This is a genomic window from Synechococcus elongatus PCC 6301, from assembly GCF_000010065.1.
GTDB classification, from domain to species: Bacteria; Cyanobacteriota; Cyanobacteriia; order Synechococcales; family Synechococcaceae; genus Synechococcus; species Synechococcus elongatus.
In genome coordinates this window covers 1,494,574-1,517,636 of the sequence record NC_006576.1, presented here as the reverse complement: position 1 = coordinate 1,517,636, position 23,063 = coordinate 1,494,574, and the positions used below count along the sequence as shown (strand labels likewise).

Below are 23,063 nucleotides of genomic sequence, written 5' to 3'. Positions count from 1 at the left end.
GGAATACCTTGATGATTGGCAGCTACCTAAATAATTGCTTGATGGTGCCTTTAAGCTTTGCAGCCTGCTCTCTGGGAGTTTGACCAAATTCAGACCGGATATCTGGATTGGATCCAGCCTCCAGCAAGGCTTCCACGATCGGTTCTAACTCTTGTCGAACCGCAATGTGCAGCGGTGTTTCACCCATATCCCCGATCGCATTTACGTTAGCACCCGCCTCGATTAGCACTAGAACTGCAGCAAAGTCAGCCCGTCGCACCATCACATGAAGTGGCGTATCCCCATCACAATCTGTGCTGTGAATGTCAACCTTCTTACGCCCCATTTCAGCGGGGAATAAGGCGTCAGAGCAAGACTGCAAGATCTCTGCAAGGGATCTCATCGATTTAGCGAGCATCACGCTTTTGAATGCAGGCTTTTAGAGCGTCGCGGGCAGATAGGCCACTGTGCCATTCTCCAGAAACGACTTTGTATTCAACATCGTTCCTGCCTCGATTCGGAAGGAGTAAGAGCCCTAGGCCGCGTCTTGTTTCGATATCCGACTCCCGCATGTAGATGTTGAAATCTTGGTTGTCTTCGATGGACGACAAAAGTGCTTCAGTTGAGGGCACGCGAGACATCAGCATGCCCATCGTGTCCACAAGCGGGTAATTAGTCTGGAACGCTTCGACTGTCTGACTTTCGCCGGATTGCTCGAGACGAACCCGGACACGCTTCACCTGATTCACCCTCTGAATGTTGACGTTGTAGAAGGCAAGAAATGTCCCTGGCTCATCGCCCGTCCAATCTTGGAACATCACGCCACCACGTCGGGTTGCAAAAGTAGCCGTACACATGGGGACTTTGCTATCCAGCTTCGAACTGCCAAAGATCCAAACTCCTTGCAACAAAGCTTCATAGACCTCTGGGTTTTCCTTGCCAACTAGTTCGCGCTCAGTCTCGATGCTGGACTGTGCCATTTGCTCAAAGAAATCCACCCATTGCTTCGCATCGTAGGTAGACAATCTGGGAGCAGTGATATTCATATCTGCAATGCTGGGAGCACTGTTCCCTGAACCTACGCCACCATCCATGGGCGCACAACCGACCCAACCAGCATTGCCACCACCCATTTGATAGTGACCCGGTGGACAAGCCTTTACTGGTGCCCCTACCAAGAGCATTAAAGTGAAGCTCCCAACAAAAGCAGTTAGGGGGAGTGCATAGTTCATTAGCTTCTCCTAATTAGAAGTCAGCGATCTCTTATAGTTGCTCCAGAACAATTATTGTCGGCTGCAAACATTTTTTATTCTTGCATCTCGCTGTATGGGGATGACAAATTGTTGAAAGCCTAGCCTGATGTCATTCACAAGTTTTAGTGCATTTCTTGATGCCGTCATGAATAACTATATCTAATGTGAAATTCAGTTAGCCCCAACGACAAGCGATCGGCATCCGCCAACCGGTTCCAAAGGCGCGATCGCTCACTTTCAGTCCTGGTGCTGCTTGCTTGCGTTTGAATTCAGCACGGCGAACAAGGCCAAGCACTTTATCAAGAACTTCAGAAGAATGACCTGCCGCTAAAATCTCCTTGCGGGACTGATGTTTTTCAATCAGCCGTACCAAAATATCATCCAAGACTGCATAGTCTGGTAGTGAATCCTGATCGACTTGATCGGGCCGAAGTTCTGCACTCGGGGCTTTGGTGAGGATTGAGTCAGGGATAATTTCTGTTGGAGCTTGTGGAAAGTGTTGCGATCGCACCTCGGCTGCCGCTTCAGAATTTAACCAGTGACACAACTGATAGACCCAAGTTTTGGGTAGATCTGCGATCGCTGCGAGGCCGCCATTCATATCGCCGTAGAGCGTGCAATAGCCAACGGCTAGCTCTGACTTATTCCCCGTTGTAACCAGAAGTGATCCCAATTTATTGGCTGCTGCCATCAGTAAAGTGCCGCGAATCCGCGATTGGATATCCTCTTCCGTGACATCCGGCGATCGCCCTGCGAATAAGTCCGATAGCGAATGTTCAAAAGCCGTCATCAAGGGTGCGATTGCGATCGTTTCATGGCGAATCTGAAGATTCTCGGCTAGGGCGATCGCATCCGTAATTGAGTGATCGGAACTGTAGGGTGAAGGCATCAGAATCGCGAGCACATTCTCTGCCTCGATCGCAGCAGCAGCTAAAGCAGCAACCAATGCTGAGTCAATCCCACCACTTAGCCCCAAGACAATGCTTTTGAAGCCACACTTACGGGTGTAATCTCGCAGTCCGAGCACCAACACTTCCCAGAGTTCAGCTAAATCCTGTTGTGACTCTGTGAGTGATGGAGAGGCGATCGCTGTAGTTGCAGGTGCCAATTGGATCTGCTGCCAATCTACGATCAGCAATTCAGCTTGGCAGTGTTTACCTCTCTGCAAAACCTCACCTGCGGCATTCAGGACAAAGCTGTTGCCATCAAAAATCAGGTCATCATTGCCGCCGACTTGATTGGCGTAGAGCAACGGAATTTGATAGCGGCGACAGGTATGCCGGAGTAGGGCTTCGCGCAGTTTGGGTTTGCCAAAGCAGTAGGGCGAAGCCGAAAGATTGACCAGCAAGTCAATTTGATCAGCCACTAAGGCCGCGATCGGATCCGATTCGTAGCGACGCTCTCCCCAGAACTCCGGTTCATTCCAAAGGTCTTCGCAAATGCTGACCCCCACTCTCAGGGTTTCTCCCTCCGCTTGGAGGTCAAACCAACCGCCTTGCCCCGACTGAAAATAGCGGTCTTCATCAAAGACGTCGTAGGTGGGTAGCAACTGTTTGTAGAAGCGATCGCGGATTTCACCGTTCTCAATCAGCACCGCGCCATTGAACAGCGGCTTGCCGCCCTCAATGCCCGCTTGCGGATTCGGCAGCGGAGCACCCACCAGCAGTGCAATATCCTTTGGGGCTTCGCGACAGAGTTGCTCAAGCTGATCAGCGATCGCCGCCAGAAAATCGGGTAACAGCAGCAAATCGCGAGGTGGGTAGCCGCAGAGCGACAGTTCCGGCGTCAACAGCAATCGCGCTCCTGCTTGTTGGGCTTCCCGAGCCACCGCCACAATCGCTTGGGTATTACCGGTCAAATCCCCAATCGTGGGATTAAGTTGCGCGATCGCCAGTTTCATAGGGCAGCGGAAGCCGAGGAATAGAGCTGATGTTGATGAATGTAGGCGGTAACGGCAGCCGGTAGCAGTCGCCAGTCGCTGCTTTCTCGAAAGGTCGAGGATGCGATCGCGGGACCTTGGAAGGGTGCGATCGCTACAGTGGTGCCTTGTTGCGTCAACCAATCGGCGGCGGTTTGCCAATCATTAGAGGCAGGACGGGGCACCACAAACAAGGAGACGCTCGGCAACCACTGCGCCGCTTGATACCAGCGGGGAATCTGCGCTAGCAAATCACTGCCAATCACTAGCGAAATCTTGGCTTGTGGCCAGCGATCGCGAGCTACTGTCAGGGTCTGAATCGTGCGCGGAAAACTGAGGTCAGCGTAAACCTGTGCATTACTCAGGGGCGGCTGACAGGCATTGACCATGGCCGCCAACATCTGACTGCGATCGCGCAGGGAAGCCGCATGTTGCTTAAAAGGGTTGTCTGACGCCCAAATCGCCACATGATCAAAGCAATCAGCGCAGCCTTGGATGATCGCTTGATGCGCCAAGGTGGGCGGGTCGGCACTGGTTCCAAACAGGGCTAAATGCATGGCTCTCCGCCGCTAAAGCTGCTTGAGCCGTAAGCGGCGATCGATTTCACCCCGCAGGCGTTGCAAAATCGCGGCTTCATCCAAACTGTCCAAGATTTGCTGGGTCAGCAGTCCGGCTCCTTCTGGCCCCCAATCTGCACCATTGGCCAGATAAGCCTTGGTCACTTGCCCGATCGCGTAGGTGGCAAAACCACCAATCCCTGCCTGAGTGAGCGCAACAGGGACGTAAACGCCCAAGCTCAAGCCGCCACTGACGGGAGCGGCCACGCCCATGAGTCCCTTGAGGGCACTCAAACCGACGCGCACTAAGCCTTCACCCAGCCCTAAACTGCCCATGCCTACCGCGATCGTGCGGAGTAGGGCGATCGCTTTGCCTTCACCAATCGGCAGATCGTAGAGCTGGGAGAGTTGCAGAATCAGCGCGACATCGATCGCGGCACCTCCCAGCAGATCGACAAAACTGATTGGGTTGATGGCGACAGCCATCCCTTTCGCGATCGCAAATCGCCAGATCAATTCCTCGGCTTGGCGATCGCGGCTTTGTAGCTTGCGGCGCACGACTTGGCGATCGACCATCGCCATTTGCAGCAAGGCATTCAGCGCTAGCAAGGACTGTCCTTCGTGCAGCAACAGCGTGATGATTCGCTGACGCAGTGGCTCAACTTGGGGCGGCAGACTGACTAACTTCGTCCCCACAAGGCGATCGCCGTCATACTCCGGTTCGGCTTGGCGCGGCGCAGCGGCCACCGTCACAATTTCATCGATCGAGATCAAATGCCGCAACCGCTCATCGGCCAGCTTGTTGCGAATCGCCTCGCGATCGCGATCGCCGTATTGATCCGCCTTATTCAAGACCAGCAACAGCGGCTTATGGGCTTGGTGCAACACCGTCAGCGTGTCCTGTTCTAGCTGACTGATATCGCCACTGACCACAAACAGAATCAAATCGGCCTGTTGCGCGACCCGTTTGGCGAGGGCTTCCCATTGATCGCCGTCAATTTCATCAATGCCCGGCGTGTCGATTAGCTCGACTTGCACATCACCCAAGCCTGACCAGCGCAAGCGCTGCACACCATCCTCATCCGTCGTCAACGGCCAAGCAGCCGTGGCGATCGCGGTCGTCACACCATGAATCGCGCCCGTCTCAAAAACCGTTTCCCCAACTAGCGCATTCAATAGCGAGGACTTTCCCCGTCCCACCAATCCAAACACTGCGATATGGAGGACTTGCTGCTCCAGCTTGGCCTGCATGCGCTCCAGACTTTTCAGCAGCGGTTCCAGTCCCTGTTGTTCACGCGGACTGAGCTGCAGGCGATCGAGATAGTCCTGCACCAGCCGATGCGTCTGGCGGTAGTGATGTTCCTGACTGGCTTGGCTGAGGTCGGCTAACACCGCCTCCACCTCTTGCCACTGTTGAAGCGAATCCACCACTGCGATCGCGAATTGCTATTCCCTGAACTCTAGCTTGCTTCCTTTCGTAGCGGCTCAGAACACAGCCACCTCTCTGTTGCTGTTCCAGACCACCCAAAAGCGGAAAACTGCAGCGATCGCAAGAACCTGAGCTAAATTAAACTCGTAATGAGTATGAGATGACAATAGTCCCATGCGAGTTGCTGAACTCCCCGTCCATCAAATTCGCCGTCCCCTGCCTCGCAACACCGATCCGCAGAAAGTGCAGGACTTGATGGTCTCGATCGCGGCTGAAGGCTTGCGTGAGCCGATCGAGGTGCTGGAAGTCGAGGGCGAATATTACGGCTTCTCGGGCTGTCACCGCTACGAAGCGCACCAGCGGCTAGGCTTGGAAACGATTCGCTGCCGGATTCGGCGCGCACCGCGATCGGTGCTGGCTCTGCATCTGGCTTAACTAAGGCGATCGGCCTTGATGGGGCAAACTGAACACTGGAATTCTGAGGTTGCAAGCTGTATGGGTAAAAAATCGGAAGGTAAAAAAGCGGCCACGCTGCCCGTGGACATTGGCATCAGTAATGACGATCGGCAGGCGATCGCAGATGGGCTCTCCCGACTGCTGGCAGATACCTACACCCTCTATCTCAAAACCCACAATTTCCATTGGAATGTCACCGGCCCGATGTTCCAGACGCTGCACTTGCTGTTTGAGACGCAATACAACGAGCTAGCCTTGGCCGTCGATTTGATTGCCGAACGGATTCGCGCCCTTGGTTTTCCGGCACCTGGCAGCTACAGCGCCTACGCCAAACTCACCAGCATTGAAGAAGCAGACGGCATTCCCAGCGCCACTGAGATGATTCAGCAGTTGGTGATTGGTCAAGAAACGGTGGTGCGAACCGCGCGGGCTCTTTTCCCGATCGTCGATGCTGCCAGCGATGAACCGACCGCTGACTTGCTGACTCAGCGGATGCAAATCCACGAGAAAAATGCTTGGATGCTGCGCAGTCTGCTGGAAAGCTAGTTCCCGATGGAAGCCCAGTTGCGGCAGTGGATGCAGGCACAAGGCCTCACCAGTTGGCGATCGCTCGCTCAGCAAAGTGGCGTCTCTGAGCGAGTCTTGCAGCGCCTGCGACAAGGTCAAGGCGACTCACTCACTTGGAAACAATTAGCGGCGATCGCGGCTGTCCTTCAGATCGATGTTGCCAAGTTAGTCGAGCCGGAATCAGCCCGCCAGACTCCTGCCCCGATCGCTTCAACCAGCGATCGCGAAACCTTTGAGCAGGATGGGCTGCATCGCTTGGAGCCGTGGCTATTGAACTGGCCCCGCGCCGCTTGGGCTGCTCAACAGCGATCGGATTTACCCGCAGAGCGACTGTTGCCCTTGCTGCAACCGCTGGAGCAGTTGTTGAAAGACTGGCAAGTTGAAACCCTCGGGACGATCGGCCAGGAGTTCGCCTTTGATCCCAGTTGGCAATTGCTGCGCGAGGGTCAGGCCGAGCCAGGCGATCGCGTTGTGATTTGGCGACCGGGGTATCGTTGGCGCGATCGCTTGATCCAGCGGGCGGAAGTCGATCGTTTGTCCTGAAACGAGTGAGGGCGATCCCAGGGCTTTCGTAAACTGAAAGCACAGACAGCAAGGGTGGTTTCGCGTGGCGATCGCGCTGGATTTCGGCACCAGTAATACTGTGGTGGCGCGTTGGAATACAGAAACGCAATCGCCGGAATTGCTGTCGCTGACCAATCTCAGTCAGCGGGGCTCCCAAACCCCACCACTGATTCCCAGTCTGCTCTACGTCGAAGAAGCGACGATGCCCCGTTTGCTCGCAGGGCAAGCTGTGCGCGATCAAGGGCGCGATCGCCCGCAGGATTCCCGTTTTTTTCGCAGTTTTAAGCGCGGGATTGGGGCAGAAGTTACGGGCTTTCTGCCGGATTTAGATGGTGTCTGCCCTGACTTTGAACAGGTCGGCCAGTGGTTTTTGGACACAGTGATTGCTGCTTTAGAACCGGGCGATCGCGACGGCGCTGACCTCGTGCTGACGGTGCCCGTCGATAGCTTTGAGAACTATCGGCTGTGGCTGAGTCGCGTGGCACAACAGTGGCCGGTCGATCGCGTCCGCTTGATTGACGAACCAACGGCGGCAGCGCTGGGCTACGGTGTCGAGCAGCAGTCGCCCATTCTGGTCTTTGACTTTGGCGGTGGCACCCTCGATCTCGCCTTAATTGAGTTGGGACAGACTACCTCCAAGGTGCGATCGCCCTTGGGTTTCATCCTCAAATGGGGCGACCAATCTTTTGGCGACAACAGCGGTCAGCGCCCGCAACTGGCGCGGGTGCTAGCAAAAGCAGGTCGAAACCTTGGCGGCAATGATCTCGATGACTGGCTGACCGACTACTTTGCGAAACAACTGAATACGGCTCCAACGCGTGTCCTGACGCGCTTAGCGGAGCGGATCAAAATCCAGCTTTCGACAACGCCTGAGGCGAGCGAAGTCTACTTTGATGACGAAACGCTGCAAAGCCTACAACTACAGCTTGATCGCTCGCAATTTCAGCAGATTCTGCACGATCGCGGCTTCTCTGAACAACTGGATGAATTGCTCGAATCAGTCCTCCAGCAAGGTCGCCGCCAAGGCATTAATCCTGATGCGATTGCAGCTGTTCTGATGGTCGGTGGCAGCGCCCAAATTCCTGCTGTGCAAGACTGGCTGGCGGGTTATTTCCCGACTGAAAAGATTCGCTGCGATCGCCCCTTTGAGGCGGTAGCTTGCGGTGCTTTGCAACTGGCGCAAGGGCTAGAAGTCCGCGATTTTCTCTATCACAGCTACGGCATTCGCTACTGGAACCATCGCAGTCAGCGCCATGATTGGCATCCACTGATTCCGCCCGGCCAAGCCTACCCGATGGCGGAACCGGTCGAGCTAGTGCTGGGGGCTTCGGTGGCGCAACAACCCAGCATGGAATTAGTCCTCGGTGAACTGAGTCAGGATCGCGGCGCGACGGAGATTTTCTTTGATGGCGATCGCCTGATTACGCGCCGGATTGGGCCCGATCGCACGGCAGCAAAGGCGCTGAATGATAGCGAAACCGCCCGCACGATCGCCCGACTTGATCCACCCGGCGATCCGGGGGTTGACCGTCTACGGCTCCAGTTCTGGGTTGATCGCGATCGTTTTTTGCGGGTGACGATTGAAGATCTGCTGACCCTGGAAACCGTGGTTGAGAATCAAGTGGTGATCCAGCTTTAGGGCTGAACCAGCAAGCTGCGATCGCGGCTCCAGTAAATCAGCCTTCTAGAATAGCCAAGGCTTATTTCCGAGGCAGCTGTGGCGGCTCCGATTCTGTTTTGGCACCGGCGTGACCTGCGCCTCAGCGACAACATTGGTCTGGCGGCGGCGCGGGCACAATCAGCGCAGCTGATCGGTCTGTTTTGCCTCGACCCTCAGATTCTCCAGAGTGCTGACATGGCGCCAGCACGGGTTGCCTACCTGCAGGGCTGCCTACAGGAACTCCAGCAGCGTTATCAACAGGCGGGCAGTCGGCTGCTATTGCTCCAAGGGGATCCACAACACCTGATCCCGCAACTGGCGCAGCAGCTTCAGGCGGAAGCAGTTTATTGGAACCAAGACATTGAACCCTACGGCCGCGATCGCGATGGGCAGGTCGCAGCCGCTCTGAAAACGGCAGGCATTCGGGCTGTTCAACTCTGGGATCAACTGCTCCATAGCCCCGATCAAATCCTCAGCGGCAGCGGTAATCCCTACAGCGTCTACGGGCCGTTTTGGAAAAATTGGCAGGCTCAGCCCAAGCCCACGCCGGTTGCCACACCGACAGAACTGGTCGATCTCTCACCAGAGCAACTAACTGCGATCGCACCTCTGCTGTTGTCGGAACTACCGACCCTGAAGCAGCTTGGCTTTGACTGGGACGGGGGTTTTCCAGTGGAGCCGGGGGAAACAGCGGCGATCGCCCGTCTTCAAGAATTTTGCGATCGCGCGATCGCCGACTACGATCCCCAGCGCAATTTTCCGGCGGAAGCAGGAACCTCGGGCTTGAGTCCCGCTTTGAAATTCGGGGCGATCGGTATTCGTCAGGCTTGGCGGGCTGCCAGTGCAGCCCATGCCCTCAGCCGCAGCGACGAAGCCCGCAACAGCATTCGCGTTTGGCAGCAGGAACTCGCTTGGCGGGAGTTCTATCAGCATGCGCTCTACCATTTCCCGAGCCTGGCCGATGGTCCCTATCGCTCGCTCTGGCAGCAATTCCCTTGGGAAAATCGCGAGGCTCTGTTCACGGCTTGGACCCAGGCGCAAACGGGCTATCCGATTGTTGATGCAGCGATGCGCCAACTGACTGAAACCGGCTGGATGCACAACCGTTGCTGGATGATTGTTGCCAGCTTTTTGACCAAGGATTTGATCATCGACTGGCGGCGTGGGGAGCAGTTCTTTATGCAGCACTTGGTCGATGGCGATCTGGCTGCAAATAACGGCGGTTGGCAGTGGAGCGCTTCCAGTGGCATGGATCCCAAACCGCTGCGGATTTTCAATCCTGCTAGTCAGGCCAAGAAGTTTGATGCCACGGCGACCTACATCAAACGTTGGCTGCCAGAACTGCGCCATGTCCATCCCAAGGACTTGATCAGTGGGGAGATCACGCCGATTGGACGCCGAGGCTATCCTGCCCCGATCGTGAATCACAACCTGCGCCAGAAACAGTTCAAGGCGCTCTACAACCAGCTCAAAGCGGCTATCGCTGAACCTGAGGCTGAGCCCGATTCATAGGTGCTGGGCGCTGCTTCTGCTTCAATAAAGAGCGTGCAAGTTCAGAACTGAAATTATGGGCGCAGTCTTTTTTGGCTTGGTTCTTGGCGGTGGCATTTTTACTGCGATCGCGCTGCTGTTCGGCCTGCGCGCTGTCAAGCTCATCTAAGCCGCTAGGATCAAAGCCGTTGCATCTCTGAGGTCTGCTTGTACTACTTTCCAGATCAGCCCCCCTACTTTCTGCTGATTGCAGGGTTTTTGGCTGCGGTCACCAGTGGTTCTGCCTTTGCTGCAATCCTCAAGCAGTTGGTCCGGCAATGGTTGGTTGACCCAGAGACGCCACTCTCCGCTCTGCGGGGTGTTGAACTGCGTTTGCCCTATCTGGCCATGGTGATCGGCGTCGGCTTGTTCTTGGCTGCTGGTATGCAAATTTTTGGATTTCCGGCTTGGTTTGCTGCCGCGATCGCCCTACCGCTGACAGTGCTGACGGCAGGGCTGGTTTGGTGGCAGCTTACGAATGTGATGCGCCAGATTGAGCAAGGTGGCCTGAAGTCCCTTGATCTCGATTCCTTTGTCTAGGTAGTGGTTGCGGCTGGCGCGGCGATCGCAGGCTCTGCAATGCCTGCTGAATGGCTGCCCAGTCGTAGGGCAGGGGAGGCTGCAGCGGTCGATAATCGCGATCGCACGGTTCCCCATGGCGAATAACCGCATTGACTAGTAGGCAAGGTTCGCCACTGAGATTGACTGCTCCGTGGGGAATCCCCGGCGGAATCCGCACCACTTCCCGTTTGGGATCGCTCAGGGGTAGATAGCGATAGCGCCGATTTTCTAGCACGACTAGAACGAACTGACCCTGTAGCACCATTAGTTGGTCGGTTTGGAAGTGATGGACAAATAAGTCTTCCACCTGCTCTGCACCGAGCTCAACCACCATGGTTTGATCGCAGGTTTGGGGCGCAAAAAACTGAGCAGTACCGCTACGAAAGCTTTCGACGGGAAGAACTTCAACTTGTCGAACTAAGGCCATTGGCAAGGCCCTCCGCGGACTGCGCCCACAGCTTAGCCAATATTCTGTAAATATTTGTGGCGATCGCTACGCTTCCTACACTTTTTGTGGGTCGTTCGATTCCGTTGGCAGACTCGCTAGGGTGAAGCGAAAGATCCACGGGGGAAGCGGGGATGACAGCCCAAGCGCCAACGGTCATCTGTCTGGGAGAAATGCTCTGGGATTGTTTGGCCAACGATCGCGATCTTCCGGCGGAACAGGTGCAAAGTTGGACACCTTGGCCGGGGGGTGCTCCCGCCAATGTTGCAACGGCGCTAGTCAAGCTTGGTGTTCAGTCGGGACTGATTACCTGCCTCGGTTCTGATCCTGAAGGCGATCGCCTCTTTCAAGTTCTCCAAGACAATGGCGTGGCGATCGCGGCGGTGCAGCGGCATCCCCGCCTGCCGACCCGACAGGTGCAAGTGCTGCGAACCGCTCAGGGCGATCGCCAGTTCGGAGGGTTTGGCGCGATCGCTTGCGATCAATTTGCGGATACGGAACTGCAAGCGGAGCAGTTGCCGCAGGCTTGGTTTCGTTTGGCCAAAGTGCTCTGCTTAGGCACGATTCCGCTGGCTTATCCCAGTAGTGCGATCGCGGCGCAGCAAGCGCTGACTTGGGCCAATCAGCAGGGAATGACCGTTCTCTTGGATGTCAACTGGCGACCAAGTTTCTGGCCTGATCCCAGTTTGGCTCCCGATCGCATTCGTGCCATCCTGCCTCAAATTCAGCAGTTGAAATTAGCGAGAGAAGAAGCGGAATGGCTGTTCGACACGGTTGATCCAGCAACAATTCAAGCCCGACAACCGCAGCTACAAGCAGTATTGATTACGGATGGCGATCGCGGCTGCCACTACTGGGTTGCTGGTTGGCAGGGTCACTGTCCCTCTTTTCCGGTAAAGGCGATCGATACGACCGGCGCGGGAGATGCATTTGTCGCTGCTTGGCTAGCGCAAAACACGCAAATGGACTTCCAGTGGACGAGCGCAGAGCAGGTGCAAACAGCGATTCGCTGGGCTAGTGCTGCTGGTGCCTTGACGACCCTGAATCCTGGCGCGATCGCAGCTCAGCCGACTTCTGATGCTATTCAATCTTTACTATCTAAAACTTAACTATCTAAACAGCAAATTAACTAATAATTTAATTGAGATACAAAGCCAAAACAAGGATGTTGAATATAGACCTAATTCAACATGATGATTATCTAGATTCTTTCCGAGATTCAATCAATGAACTACCCTCTTGCATTGGAAGATATTCATTTTTCCACCAATTTAAATCAAGAGATTGAATTTTACAATGACGAGATTTACGTCAATGTTGATGATGTACTGGTTCAGTCTAATGGAAGAATTTGGCTAACTTGGCTTCCGATTCCTGCAGTTCGCTTTTCTATTACAGGGTTGCCCATAGGAACAATAAAATCACTATTACTAGATACTGTCGATCTATATCTTAAAAATAAAAAGCTAATCAAGAATTGCAAGATTTCACATATTTCCACAGGTGGATTAGAAGAGTCAATTTTTGGCTTTATGAGCCAAAAAATACAACATAATCCCCAATATAGAGTGGATTACATTGATTGCTCTATTGTCAATCTACATGAAATCTATGGTGACCCAATCATGTATGCTGATGGAACCTCTTGTAGAGCTAGGCTTAAATTTATATGTTCTGACTGGAAAATTATTGTTGATTCTAAAAAAGGACATAAAAACATACTTAATTCGCTGTGTGAGCAGTCAGGATATGCTCTCACTCATTCAGTGAGATTGACAAGATTAGATGGTTCTAAATTTCAATTTAGCGAAGGTATTCAAGTTCTAGATGTTTTTTCTCTATATCTATCTTTCGCAGTCGGAAGATGGATAGGCTGTGTTTTTCCAGTTGGTAATGATGGATCTTCCTCGGGTTTAAGTGTGATGGAATGGTCTTGTCCACGTGTTGATCCCTTTAGAAATTGTTTTACATGGACTGATATGCAGTATTCAAAAGTCCTTGAGGATCCATTCAGCAGTTTTATGTCGTTATGGGATGATGAGGATTGGCGTGAAGTTCTTCAAACAGCCCTGCATTGGTATCTTTCTGCTAACGCATTCTCAGGTGGGTTAGAAGGAGCTATAATCCAAGCACAAACAGCGCTAGAATTACTTTCTTCTGCCGTTCTTGTAGAACGGGAAAAGTGGCTTAGCAATGATGGTTATACGAGGATTTCTGCAGCTGAAAGAATACGTTTACTTATTCATTGGTCTGGAGTGTCTGCAGATATTCCTTCTGAACTAGTTGAGTTATCTAAGTTAGCCAAATCAGAGAATTGGATGGATTCAGCTGACGCTATGACAGCCATGCGAAATACAATAACTCATCCAACTCAAAAAAATCGAGTTAAATATGCAAGGCACTCTTCTGCAGTGAGAACAGAAACTTGGAAGATATGCTTGTGGTACTTAGAACTTATCATTCTGAAAATTCTTAATTATAATGGTGCCTACAGAAGTAGAATTTCGTGTACTTGGGTGGGCCACATTGTGCCTATTCCTTGGTCATGTAAAAACTAATTTTTCCAATCTCCAATGAGGCATGATCTCGCTATGGAAGATGGGCACTCTTTAGCAGGCTGATTCTGTTGGTCAATGACAGATAGTGTGCAGGCGGGAAACAGGCTCGTAATGATATCTGCTAAAGCGATCGCTGCTACTTTCCCCCTTAAATGCCTGACAGCGACAGGATCGGCAAAGGGCAGCGATATAATGGCAAAGTGTTTTGCCCCTTGGTGCTATGACAGCGACGGCTCCTGTAAAGACTGAGTACGAAGCAGTTATCGGTCTGGAAACACACGTCCAGCTCGGCACCGCCACTAAAATTTTCTCCAACGCCTCGACGGAGTTTGGTGCCGACCCCAACACCCATATCGATCCGGTGGTGCTGGGTCTGCCGGGTACCCTGCCGGTGCTGAACCAGAAGGTGCTGGAGTATGCCGTCAAAGCCGGTTTGGCGCTGAACTGCCAGATTGCGCCCTACAGCAAGTTCGATCGCAAGCAGTATTTCTATCCCGACCTGCCTAAGAACTATCAGATCTCGCAGTACGACCTGCCGATCGCGGAACATGGCTGGATTGAAATCGAGGTCGCCGAGAAGGGCAAAGAACCCTACACCAAGAAAATTGGCGTGACCCGCCTGCACATGGAAGAGGACGCGGGCAAACTCGTCCATGCTGGGAGCGATCGCCTCGCGGGTTCGACCCACTCCTTGGTGGACTACAACCGCGCTGGTGTGGCCTTGGCGGAAATCGTCTCGGAACCCGATCTGCGTACGGGTAAGGAAGCAGCGGAATACGCCCAAGAACTGCGCCGGATCATGCGCTACCTCGGCGTCAGCGACGGCAACATGGCTGAAGGCTCGCTGCGCTGCGACGTCAACATCTCGATTCGCCCCAAGGGCACCGAGAAATTCGGTACCAAAGTCGAAATCAAATATATGAACTCGTTCAACGCCATTCAACGGGCGATCGAGTTCGAGATTGAGCGCCAGATTCGCTGCCTCGAAACGGGTGAGCCGATCGTCCAAGAGACTCGTCTCTGGGATGAAGGCAAGCAAGTCACCAAGTCGATGCGCTCCAAAGAGGGATCAAGCGACTATCGCTACTTCCCTGAACCAGATCTCGGCCCGATCGAAGTCAGCGAGACTCAGCGGGAAACCTGGCGCAGTGAATTGCCGGAATTACCGGCGCAAAAACGCCATCGCTACGCTGAGCAATATGGACTTTCGGCCTACGATGCGCGGGTGCTGACCGACGAGAAAAGCACGGCGGATTACTACGAAGCAACCGTGGCTGCCGGTGCGGATGCTAAGCAGGCGGCCAACTGGCTGATGGGCGACATCGCGGCCTACGTCAACGCCAACAAATTGCTGGTATCGGATCTGCCGCTGCAGCCACAAGATTTGGCGGAACTGGTCAACCTGATTGAAGCGGGCACGATCAGCGGCAAAATTGCCAAGGAAATTCTGCCGGAACTGCTGGAAAAAGGTGGCTCTCCCAAAGCGATCGTGGAAGCGAAGGGTCTGACGCAAATCTCCGATCCGGCGCAGATCGAAGCGCTAGTTGATGAACTTTTGGCGGCGCACCCCACGGAGCTAGAGCAGTTCCGTGCTGGTAAAACCAAGCTGCAGGGCTTCTTTGTGGGTCAACTGATGAAGAAAACGGGTGGGCGTGTCGATCCGAAGCTCTCGAACCAAATCCTCAACCAAAAGCTGAAAGGCTAGGGGCAATTGGTGGCAAATCAGACAGTCGGTCAAGCTGGGGCAGTGCAGACTGTCGATCGGAGTCCCAGTGAGTGTCTGTTGTCTGCGATCGCCGCTTTTCGTCAAACCTGTCGCGATCGTCGGGCGATCGCGACAGCTGTGCGGGTAGCGTTATTCATCGGTACGCTCCTGTTTACGATTAACCATGGCTGGGCAACAGCCAATGGCCAAATGACGCAGTCGCGTTGGGTTTCTGCTCTACTGACCTACTGCGTCCCATTTTTGGTCAGCCTGCATGGTCAATCAATGGCGCGATCGCGCTTGCAAGCTATGGACAATACTCTCTCAGTGCCTCTAAGGACTGATACGGCACAAACTGAGCGGTAAAGGCTTCGGCTTCGATCGCGTGGTCGTGAGGGCGATAGCCCTTGTCAATCACGGCTTGCTGCGCGGCTGCAGTTGTCCGGATGCCAACCGGCTTGAGTTGTCCCCGAGGACGGCCATTGGTGGCGCAGGCTTGCACGGCATGCCAAGCTTCATGGCGCAGCGTAGTCAAGAGTGTCCGTGTATCCCGCAGCGGCTGATCGGTCAGGGTCAGTTGACCGCTGGTGGAAAAGACGCCGAAACGGACAAAGCGCTGGCCGGGCCCCAGTTCTCCGTTGGGCTGATAGCGGACGGGAACCCCTTTTTCGAGAAGAACCGCCATCAAGGCTTGAATTTCTTGGCGGGCGCCTGCATCGCGATCGCGGCTGAGACCGGCTAACAGACGCTCGAGGTCTGCAGTCGATCGGATGGCAAAGGTTTCAGGGGGCGGCGCAGCAGACAGCGAAGATGCTAAGCAAAGTGGCGCAAGGATTCCCAAGAAGCGAGTCACTTTCTGCAGCATCGTAATAGTTCTTGATTAATTGCGACGAATTAATGCAAGACGTTAACACTATTTTCTTTTCTTTGGCTGCAAAAAATTGCTGCTCCATTTCAGTCGGCTGCAGCCTGATCCCTAGACACTAGACAGTGCAATCTTTGCCAGCGTGAGGGGTCAGTCTAGAGACTGGTCGGAGCGAGTTGATGGATCGTTAGCAATCAGGAGCGATCGCTCAGCCCTCAATTCGGGGTGCGATCGCGTTGTTGCTGATAGTCTTGCCAAACGATCTGAGCTTCCGATCGCAGCAGTTCTTGATGGGGAATTGTGCGATCGCGGGCTGGCTTTTGGATCTCAGCATAGATAGTGCTGTCATCAAACTCGGCGTAGGCAGCAGTGTCAGAGCAGCGGGTCGCAAAAACAAGGCGCTCGAGCTTGGCCCAGTAAACGGCTGCCGCACACATCGGACAGGGTTCCGCGCTGGTGTAGAGCGTGCATCCCGATAAATCAACAGTTTGTAGGTGCTGGCAAGCTTGTCGAATGGCGGCGATTTCAGCATGCCAAGTCGGGTCCCTTTCAGTCAGGACTTGATTGAAGCCTTCCGCGATGATCTCGCCGTTGCGAGTGATTACACAGCCAAAAGGCCCGCCCGTACAATCGATCAATCCTGCTTGCCGACTCAGCGCGATCGCCCGTCGCATAAAGCGCTCGTCTTCCGCCAAACTCATAGGGCGCAACAGGAATAAATCACGCTGACTCTAGCAGCTGCGATCGCAGGACCTCGGCAATCCGGGCTGCTGCCCCCGCTTCTCCAAGACGTAAGCGTCCATTGGTTGCGGTCGCTTCTTGCATGGCTAGATCGGCTTGATAAGCCTCCCATGCGGTTAGGAAGTCCGAAGGTTGAGAGAGTAACTGCACCGATTGCCCCAACAAGCGAGTCTGCGCTTCTGCGAACCCACGGGTGAACTGCGGCCCCTGTCCCGCGATCGTGAAAGCGGGCTTACCGAGCCCCACGCATTGCTCTGTCGCGGTGTCAGCCATTCCGATCGCGCCCTCGGCAAGTTGTAGAAACGGCGCGAAATTCCGCTGCCCCAGTAGGCACCAACCTGCTCCTTTTTGAAAGGCGATCGCCTCGGGAATCGGACTAGCCGCAGGTTGCCAACCGCGATCGCTGAGACCTTGCGTGAACTCCGCTAGCGGCAAGGAAGGCGCGATCGCCGCCAACGCCACAAAAGCGCGGTCGGGATCAACCGGCAGTGCATCAATGATCTGCGACCAATTTCGCTGAGCTTCCGGCGGCCGAGAACCTGGCAACAGCAACCAACGCGATCCCGTCGGCAAAAGGGGGGACCAAGCTGCAGCTTCCGGTGCCTCGAGGCCGTCCATCATCGGATTACCGACTGCGATCGCCGGTACCCCAAGCTGCTGTAACCCCTCAGCCGTCAGGCGATCGCGTGGGAAAACGGCTCGACAGCGCGGATGCTTCATCAACCAGCGATCCCAAGGGTCAAAGTAGCTGCGCTGCCAGCGCGACCACAGCATTGTCGGATTCGAGATCGGCAACAGCCCCTGTTCATCCCGCCAGTAGTAGTCCGACTTCGCTGTCGCCACAAAAGCAAAGGGGCGATCGCTGGCCCAGGCAAACAGCAGCGGCACAATATCGCCAACCGCCAGCACCGCGCTACCCGACTCGGACCACTGCCGCACGGCCTGCCATTGCCCAAAGGTCAGTCCCGTTAGGCCACCTGCCAAATCGCGCAGCAATTGCCGCCAGTCTTGATTGAGAAAACCGCCGGAGGGCAGCACCTGTCGAGGGCCAATTCGTGCAATCTGGGCAGCCGCAAACGCATGACCCTCGCCCACCAGCGGGAGCGCCGCGATCGCCCAATCCGGTTCAAGTTGGCGCAGCTCCGTCAGGATGCGGATCGCAATCTGATCTTCGCCGTGACCGTTGCTAAGACAGAGCAAGCGCATACCGTTGTTCGAAAGTCTCTGCTAGAGTAGTGGACTGTGCCTGGCGGCATAGCCAAGTGGTAAGGCAGAGGTCTGCAAAACCTTCACCCCCGGTTCGAATCCGGGTGCCGCCTTTTAATTCTCTCTGGACTCGGCAGAAATTCTGGCCTTCGCCCAAGCGATCGCACGCAGGTGTCATGCGATCGGTGGACTGGAGACGGTGGTTCAACAAGGGGCAGTCGGACTTTAAATCCGGACTGACGCTTGAACAATTTCAGTCCATACGGTGAGGTCAGCGCTAAAGAAATATCTTGGTTTAAATGAGTATTGTTGAAATAATTGCTGTCTTTTTGTAGTCGATTTCAGCGGTAGCGGGGCTAGTTATCAAGCTGCCCCAGCCATCTAATGCAAGTCAATTAATGTCCTTGTCCTATGGGAGCTCGCCAACTTCCTTGAAGGCAGAAAGATATTAACAATACTCCCTATCTCAGCCGCCTCTTTGGCTGTCCTAGGAATAGCTTCTAATGGTTTTCTTGTGTAAAATCAAAAAGTATAATAATCCCGCAAAAAACCTTCCATTAAATATCAAGTTTGACAAATTATCAGTTGTGTTCAAGCCTCAGAGTAGCTGCGCATAGCTCTAGCTCTAAGTTTTGAATATAATTCAGGAAAAAGCATTGGCTTTGCAAAGAACCATCCTTGAGCATATTGAACCCCACGATTGCGCAAAAAATTAGCTTGCAATTCTGTCTCTACTCCTTCAGCAACCATCATCAAATCCAGCGTTTTGGCTATCTCAATGATATGTGTGACGACGTTGCTAGTTGCTGTATCCCTGCCAATTGTATCGACGAAAGACTTATCTATTTTGAGGTAATCAAGCTCAAGATTTTCTAAATAAGACAAGCTTGAGTAGCCTGTCCCAAAATCATCAATAGCAACTTGTATTCCATCAGCTCGTAAACTGCTGATTACTCCATTTGCAAGCTTAGGGTCTGTAAAGCCACGTTCTGTGGCTTCCACAATTAGACTTCCTGGTTTTGCACTCGTGGCCTTGGCGACCTTACGCATTAGAGAAACTGTCTGCGGGGTATGCAGATCTGCGGCCGATAGATTGATACCAATATGAAATCTTGGAAACTCATCAAAGAAACCGATCGCCTCCCGAGACAGTGTTTCAACAATATATTCAGTAATCAGTTGAATTAATCCACTATCTTCTGCGACAGGGATAAAAATATCAGGAGCCATAGTCTTGCCATCGGGGCGTTTCCAACGTACAAGTGCTTCAGCTCCAACCCAATCTCCTGTTTGAAGGTTAACTATTGGCTGATAGGTAAGAAAAAATTCACGACGTTTGATTGCAGTTTTTATGACTGCGGGCAAAGCCAACTGGCCTCTTAAAAAGTAGATAACTGAAAGCCAAAGGATAATGCCTGCCAAAATACCCACAGGCACAATTATCCATGCAATTGCTCGTGTTCTTGATGCTAGTCCAGTGACTGGAGTAGCTACAACTGCGCCTAAAAAATAACGTTGAGAGGAGACAGCTGCAATGATATGTCCCTTGTCGATAAAAGTGGATTCTTGCTGATTGTTGAGGGCTGAAATCCACTTAGGATCTATGAAACCACGAGCTGTCAGGGTCTCAGGATTAGATTTTGATAAAGTTGTAATTGATATATTTTCTATATCTTTGGAAATATCAAGTGGCACATCCTTCTGAATAACTGCTGCAAAACTATCCCGTTCAATTACAATAAATTTAAGCCCTTTAGCAAAATCAAATTCAACATTACGCCTGAGCTTTGCTCCGCTAGGCTGAACAATGTCCACAGGACCTAAGTCAAGTGAATCTTTCCCCATTGAAGAGCAAACTAGCTTGTTACCAGAAACATAGCCAATTGCTTGAATATAAGCTGAGGCAAGGTCAATCTTCCTCATGACCTGAATCTGCTCTGGATCGCAGGTCTGAACAGACTGAAGGGCTCGTAACTCTTTAAAACCTTTATCAACTTGATCTGCTGCTTTCTCTGAGCTACGAAGCAACCCCCGAGCAGTAGCCAGCATATAATTCTGCTCACCAATTAATGCTTCTCTGCTAGCAATATTGATTGAGATTAGAGTTGGTAAAGCGATAGCAAACACACTGGTTCCAACTGCGAAAATAAGAGCATTGCGTTTTTTCACAGGACTTGATTTGTGAATGATCGAAATACACTGCTGATGACTCTAGTCAAGCAAAGACAGAGTTTGGCGAGACCTTCTCTCTGGAAAACTTTCTTTAAGATTTTTGTGGTGTAATGGAAGCATCGATCAGAGGTGGATTTACGGAGTAGTAATTAAATCATCGCAAGGTTAATCAAATTTTTGTGACTTTTAGATAGTTCTTCATCATTCCGCCACAGTTGCTGTGTGTTTCTTGACTAAGCAGAAGTGTAATCTTCCTCCATTGCTTCGGTTCAATATTCAAACTTTGAACTGTTGCGCCAACTCTAAACGACAGTCATGACCCTGCGAAACCAACAGAACAATGAATTCCTGACAAGCTTTATCTGCTAAGACTTTACAGCCGTGAGTTGCGATCGCTTAGTCCGGTTCAAGTCGACGCAGTTCCGTCAAAATGCGGATCGCAATCTGATCTTCGCCATGACCGTTGCTGAGACAGAGCAAGCGCATACCGTTGTTCGAAAGTCTCTGGTAGAGGAGTGAGCTTTGCTTGGCAGCATAACCAAGTGGTAAGGCAGAGGTCTGCAAAACCTTCGCCTCCGGTTCGAATCCGAGTGCCGCCTTCAAAACCCTAGCCTCAGTCTGCGATCGCGACAATCATTGGTGATGCGATTGGTCGCCTTTAGTCCAACCGACGCCAGCGACCGAGGTACTCTTCGCCACGCCGTCCTTCGACAGACTCGGTGACTGACTCCAGTTGCTCTTCTTGCCAGCCTTGAGCAAAGCGATCGCGCAGCTCAGTCAGGCTGCAGCCATAGGGCGGTCCTGAGGGGCGATCATGGCACCAGAACAGTCCCAACAAGCAGCCCTTGGGCTTGAGAATCTGTCGCACGACTTCGACATACTCTGCTCGGCGATCGGGATCGATCGCACAGAAACAGGTATGTTCCAGCACAGTGTCAAACTGACCGGCAAATTCTTGGGGCAGCGCAAAAATATCCCGCTGCAGAAACTGAGCTGTTGTCCCCTGCGCCAATGCTTGAGCCGCTGCGATCGCACTGGGGGCAAAATCAAAGCCCACGACCTCAAATCCCTGCTCAGCAAACAGACGGGCATCGTGACCGCGACCACAGCCCAGCACAGCAATCCGTCCGGGTGCTGGTGCATTAGTCCCTGCCAGTAACGATCGCCAAACAGGAGCCGCCTGCCCCAAATCCCAGCGATCGCTGCCCTCCTGATAGCGCTGTTCCCAGAATTGCGCTTGGTTGACCGCGTTGGTCATGCTGAGCGATGCCTCAGAACGATGGAGTTCAGAACTGGGAAAGACAGACGGCGATCGCCCTGCCGCTGCTAAAGGACCCCTTTCGAAGAAGGGATTTGACCGGCACGGCGCGGATCAACTTCTGTGGCCATGCGCAGCGATCGCGCAAAGGCTTTGAAAGTCGCTTCGATGATGTGGTGCGAGTTGATGCCGTCCAACTGACGCAGATGCAAGGTCAGTTTGGCGTTATTGGCGATCGCCACAAAAAACTCGCGCACCAGTTGTGTTTCGTAGGTGCCCACCCGTTCCGTCGGCAGAGTCAAGCCATAGGTGAGGTGTGGCCGCCCCGAAAAGTCCAGCGCCACTTGCACCAAGGCTTCATCCAGCGGTGCCACAAAGTGACCGAAACGAACAATCCCTTTGCGATCGCCCAAGGCTTCTGCCAGAGCTAAGCCGAAGGTGATGCCCACATCCTCATTGGTGTGGTGATCATCGATGTGCAGATCGCCCTTAGCCGTGATTTCCAGATCGATCAGGCCGTGGGAAGCAATCTGATCGAACATGTGGTCGAGGAAGGGAATCCCCGTATCGGCCTGACACCGGCCGGTGCCATCCAGATTGAGGAACACCTGAACATCGGTTTCTCCGGTTCGGCGGCTGACCGTGGCTTGGCGGGGTGCCGTTCCCGGGGCAGTCAAAGGGCGATCGCTGAGTTGCATAGTCGTTGCGCGGCCTACATTCCCATAATGCTGTAGCCGGAATCGACATAGATGACTTGGCCGGTGATGCCGCTGGCGAGCGGGCTGGAGAGGAAGGCTGCCGTATTGCCGACTTCCATTTGGGTGACAGTACGGCGCAGCGGTGCGGTTTCCTCAACGTGGTGAATCATATCGAGGATGCCACCGACGGCTGAGGATGCCAGCGTCCGAATCGGGCCAGCAGAGATGGCATTGACGCGTATGGCCTGCGGACCAAATTCTGCTGCCAGGTAGCGCACATTCATTTCCAGTGCGGCTTTGGCGGTGCCCATGACGTTGTAGTTGGGCACGACGCGCACGCCACCCAGATAAGTCAGGGTCAGGATGCTGCCGCCTTGATTGAGCAGCGGTTTGCTGGCTCGCGCTAAGTCGATCAATGAATAGGAACTGATTTCCAGGGCGCGGGCATAACCTTCGCGAGTCGTCGCGCTGAAGTCACCCGACAGTTCTTCTTTACCGGCAAAGGCAAGGCAGTGGATCAGGATGTCGAAGTTGCCCCACTGCTGGGCGATCGTGCCCAAAGTCTCGTCAACCTGTGCTGCATCTTGCACATTCAGCGGCAGGAACAGACTGGGGTTGAGTGGTGCGGTCAGCTCTTGCACTTTCGACTCTGTCCGGCCGCGATCGTCAGGCAGGTAGGTAATCCCCAGCTCAGCCCCAGCAGCATGGAGTTGTTGGGCAATCCCCCAAGCGATTGAGCGATTATTGGCGATGCCTGTGACGAGGGCTTTCTTTCCAGAGAGGTCGAGCATGATAGCAGGGGCAACAACAGAACCAACCGCTTATTATCCGCTGTTGGCTGCCTCCCCACGGCTGTCGCCGAAAAAGTAGCAGTTGCTACAAGCAGCAGCTAGGCTAGGCCGTACGGTAACGAGACACTTGGCTCGTTCTGGTTCTGGCTT

The 23,063-nt window shown here is 53.5% G+C and carries 24 protein-coding genes and 2 tRNA genes; 13 read left to right on the top strand and 13 right to left on the bottom strand.

Annotated elements, in window-relative coordinates; genetic code table 11:
* Positions 1 to 22: 22 nt before the first annotated feature.
* From SYC_RS07425 to SYC_RS07405, 5 genes are all read right to left on the bottom strand, one after another.
* Positions 23 to 325: an ankyrin repeat domain-containing protein gene (locus SYC_RS07425; RefSeq protein ID WP_234701757.1), complete on the bottom strand. Its 303-nt coding sequence runs from the start codon at positions 323 to 325 to the stop codon at positions 23 to 25.
* A 61-nt stretch (positions 326 to 386) separates the two neighbouring features.
* Positions 387 to 1,211: a hypothetical protein gene (locus SYC_RS07420; RefSeq protein WP_011243712.1), complete on the bottom strand. Its 825-nt coding sequence runs from the start codon at positions 1,209 to 1,211 to the stop codon at positions 387 to 389.
* A 196-nt stretch (positions 1,212 to 1,407) separates the two neighbouring features.
* Complete coding sequence (locus tag SYC_RS07415; protein WP_011243711.1) at positions 1,408 to 3,132, bottom strand: NAD+ synthase; 1,725 nt, start codon at positions 3,130 to 3,132, stop codon at positions 1,408 to 1,410.
* Entirely contained in the window at positions 3,129 to 3,707 is a 579-nt protein-coding gene (locus SYC_RS07410; protein ID WP_011243710.1) for a nicotinate-nucleotide adenylyltransferase, read from the bottom strand. The genes SYC_RS07415 and SYC_RS07410 overlap by 4 nt, the downstream gene beginning before the upstream one ends.
* 12 nt (positions 3,708 to 3,719) lie before the next feature.
* A complete protein-coding gene (locus tag SYC_RS07405; protein ID WP_234701756.1) occupies positions 3,720 to 5,135 on the bottom strand; it encodes a GTP-binding protein in 1,416 nt (471 codons plus the stop codon).
* A gap of 175 nt (positions 5,136 to 5,310) precedes the next feature.
* Here SYC_RS07405 and SYC_RS07400 point away from each other — a divergent pair, with 175 nt between their 5' ends.
* The 7 genes from SYC_RS07400 (at position 5,311) to SYC_RS07370 (ending at position 10,453) form a co-directional block, all read left to right on the top strand.
* Positions 5,311 to 5,571, top strand: a complete 261-nt coding sequence (locus SYC_RS07400; RefSeq protein ID WP_011243708.1) for a ParB N-terminal domain-containing protein — start codon at positions 5,311 to 5,313, stop codon at positions 5,569 to 5,571.
* 60 nt (positions 5,572 to 5,631) lie between these two features.
* On the top strand, positions 5,632 to 6,138 hold the full coding sequence (locus SYC_RS07395; RefSeq protein WP_011377445.1) for a Dps family protein: 507 nt from the start codon (positions 5,632 to 5,634) through the stop codon (positions 6,136 to 6,138).
* A gap of 6 nt (positions 6,139 to 6,144) precedes the next feature.
* On the top strand, positions 6,145 to 6,702 hold the full coding sequence (locus tag SYC_RS07390; protein WP_011243706.1) for a helix-turn-helix domain-containing protein: 558 nt from the start codon (positions 6,145 to 6,147) through the stop codon (positions 6,700 to 6,702).
* 64 nt (positions 6,703 to 6,766) lie between these two features.
* Positions 6,767 to 8,362, top strand: coding sequence for an Hsp70 family protein (locus tag SYC_RS07385; protein ID WP_011243705.1), 1,596 nt, complete (start codon positions 6,767 to 6,769; stop codon positions 8,360 to 8,362).
* A gap of 78 nt (positions 8,363 to 8,440) precedes the next feature.
* Positions 8,441 to 9,895: a deoxyribodipyrimidine photo-lyase, 8-HDF type gene (locus tag SYC_RS07380; RefSeq protein WP_011243704.1), complete on the top strand. Its 1,455-nt coding sequence runs from the start codon at positions 8,441 to 8,443 to the stop codon at positions 9,893 to 9,895.
* A gap of 55 nt (positions 9,896 to 9,950) precedes the next feature.
* On the top strand, positions 9,951 to 10,043 hold the full coding sequence (gene petL, locus SYC_RS07375; protein WP_011243703.1) for a cytochrome b6-f complex subunit PetL: 93 nt from the start codon (positions 9,951 to 9,953) through the stop codon (positions 10,041 to 10,043).
* Between the two features lie 38 nt (positions 10,044 to 10,081).
* A complete protein-coding gene (locus tag SYC_RS07370) occupies positions 10,082 to 10,453 on the top strand; it encodes a hypothetical protein (protein ID WP_011243702.1) in 372 nt (123 codons plus the stop codon).
* On the opposite strand, the gene SYC_RS07365 is transcribed toward SYC_RS07370, so the two are convergent.
* Positions 10,386 to 10,901, bottom strand: a complete 516-nt coding sequence (locus SYC_RS07365) for a cupin domain-containing protein (protein WP_011243701.1) — start codon at positions 10,899 to 10,901, stop codon at positions 10,386 to 10,388. The two genes, SYC_RS07370 and SYC_RS07365, sit on opposite strands and share 68 nt — an antisense overlap.
* Positions 10,902 to 11,053: 152 nt before the next feature.
* Here SYC_RS07365 and SYC_RS07360 point away from each other — a divergent pair, with 152 nt between their 5' ends.
* From SYC_RS07360 to nrtS, 4 genes are all read left to right on the top strand, one after another.
* Entirely contained in the window at positions 11,054 to 12,028 is a 975-nt protein-coding gene (locus SYC_RS07360) for a carbohydrate kinase family protein (RefSeq protein WP_011243700.1), read from the top strand.
* Between the two features lie 117 nt (positions 12,029 to 12,145).
* Positions 12,146 to 13,477, top strand: a complete 1,332-nt coding sequence (locus SYC_RS13590; RefSeq protein ID WP_011243699.1) for a hypothetical protein — start codon at positions 12,146 to 12,148, stop codon at positions 13,475 to 13,477.
* A 220-nt stretch (positions 13,478 to 13,697) separates the two neighbouring features.
* Positions 13,698 to 15,182, top strand: a complete 1,485-nt coding sequence (gene gatB, locus SYC_RS07355) for an Asp-tRNA(Asn)/Glu-tRNA(Gln) amidotransferase subunit GatB (protein ID WP_011243698.1) — start codon at positions 13,698 to 13,700, stop codon at positions 15,180 to 15,182.
* Positions 15,183 to 15,191: 9 nt separating this feature from the next.
* Positions 15,192 to 15,548, top strand: coding sequence for a nitrate/nitrite transporter NrtS (gene nrtS / locus SYC_RS13585; protein WP_011243697.1), 357 nt, complete (start codon positions 15,192 to 15,194; stop codon positions 15,546 to 15,548).
* Here nrtS and SYC_RS07350 read toward each other — a convergent pair.
* The 3 genes from SYC_RS07350 to SYC_RS07340 form a co-directional block, all read right to left on the bottom strand.
* Positions 15,490 to 16,047, bottom strand: coding sequence for a hypothetical protein (locus SYC_RS07350; protein WP_011243696.1), 558 nt, complete (start codon positions 16,045 to 16,047; stop codon positions 15,490 to 15,492). The genes nrtS and SYC_RS07350 overlap by 59 nt on opposite strands.
* Before the next feature lie 215 nt (positions 16,048 to 16,262).
* A complete protein-coding gene (locus SYC_RS07345; protein ID WP_011243695.1) occupies positions 16,263 to 16,748 on the bottom strand; it encodes a nucleoside deaminase in 486 nt (161 codons plus the stop codon).
* A gap of 19 nt (positions 16,749 to 16,767) precedes the next feature.
* Positions 16,768 to 17,994 (bottom strand): lipid-A-disaccharide synthase-related protein, encoded by a 1,227-nt coding sequence (locus tag SYC_RS07340; RefSeq protein WP_011243694.1) that lies wholly within the window; start codon positions 17,992 to 17,994, stop codon positions 16,768 to 16,770.
* Between the two features lie 42 nt (positions 17,995 to 18,036).
* Between SYC_RS07340 and SYC_RS07335 the strand changes: the two genes are divergently transcribed.
* Positions 18,037 to 18,107: transfer RNA gene (locus SYC_RS07335), tRNA-Cys, on the top strand.
* 478 nt (positions 18,108 to 18,585) lie between these two features.
* On the opposite strand, the gene SYC_RS07330 is transcribed toward SYC_RS07335, so the two are convergent.
* On the bottom strand, positions 18,586 to 20,163 hold the full coding sequence (locus SYC_RS07330; protein ID WP_011243693.1) for an EAL domain-containing protein: 1,578 nt from the start codon (positions 20,161 to 20,163) through the stop codon (positions 18,586 to 18,588).
* A gap of 531 nt (positions 20,164 to 20,694) precedes the next feature.
* Between SYC_RS07330 and SYC_RS07325 the strand changes: the two genes are divergently transcribed.
* Positions 20,695 to 20,765 (top strand) — tRNA-Cys (locus tag SYC_RS07325).
* A gap of 59 nt (positions 20,766 to 20,824) precedes the next feature.
* Here SYC_RS07325 and SYC_RS07320 read toward each other — a convergent pair.
* The 3 genes from SYC_RS07320 to fabI form a co-directional block, all read right to left on the bottom strand.
* Positions 20,825 to 21,424, bottom strand: a complete 600-nt coding sequence (locus tag SYC_RS07320; RefSeq protein WP_011243692.1) for a methyltransferase domain-containing protein — start codon at positions 21,422 to 21,424, stop codon at positions 20,825 to 20,827.
* Positions 21,425 to 21,492: 68 nt separating this feature from the next.
* On the bottom strand, positions 21,493 to 22,122 hold the full coding sequence (hisB, locus tag SYC_RS07315; protein WP_011243691.1) for an imidazoleglycerol-phosphate dehydratase HisB: 630 nt from the start codon (positions 22,120 to 22,122) through the stop codon (positions 21,493 to 21,495).
* 14 nt (positions 22,123 to 22,136) lie between these two features.
* Positions 22,137 to 22,916 carry an enoyl-ACP reductase FabI gene (gene fabI, locus SYC_RS07310; RefSeq protein ID WP_272912065.1) on the bottom strand — a complete coding sequence of 260 codons (780 nt, stop codon included), beginning with the start codon at positions 22,914 to 22,916 and terminating at the stop codon, positions 22,137 to 22,139.
* Between the last annotated feature and the right edge of the window lie 147 nt (positions 22,917 to 23,063).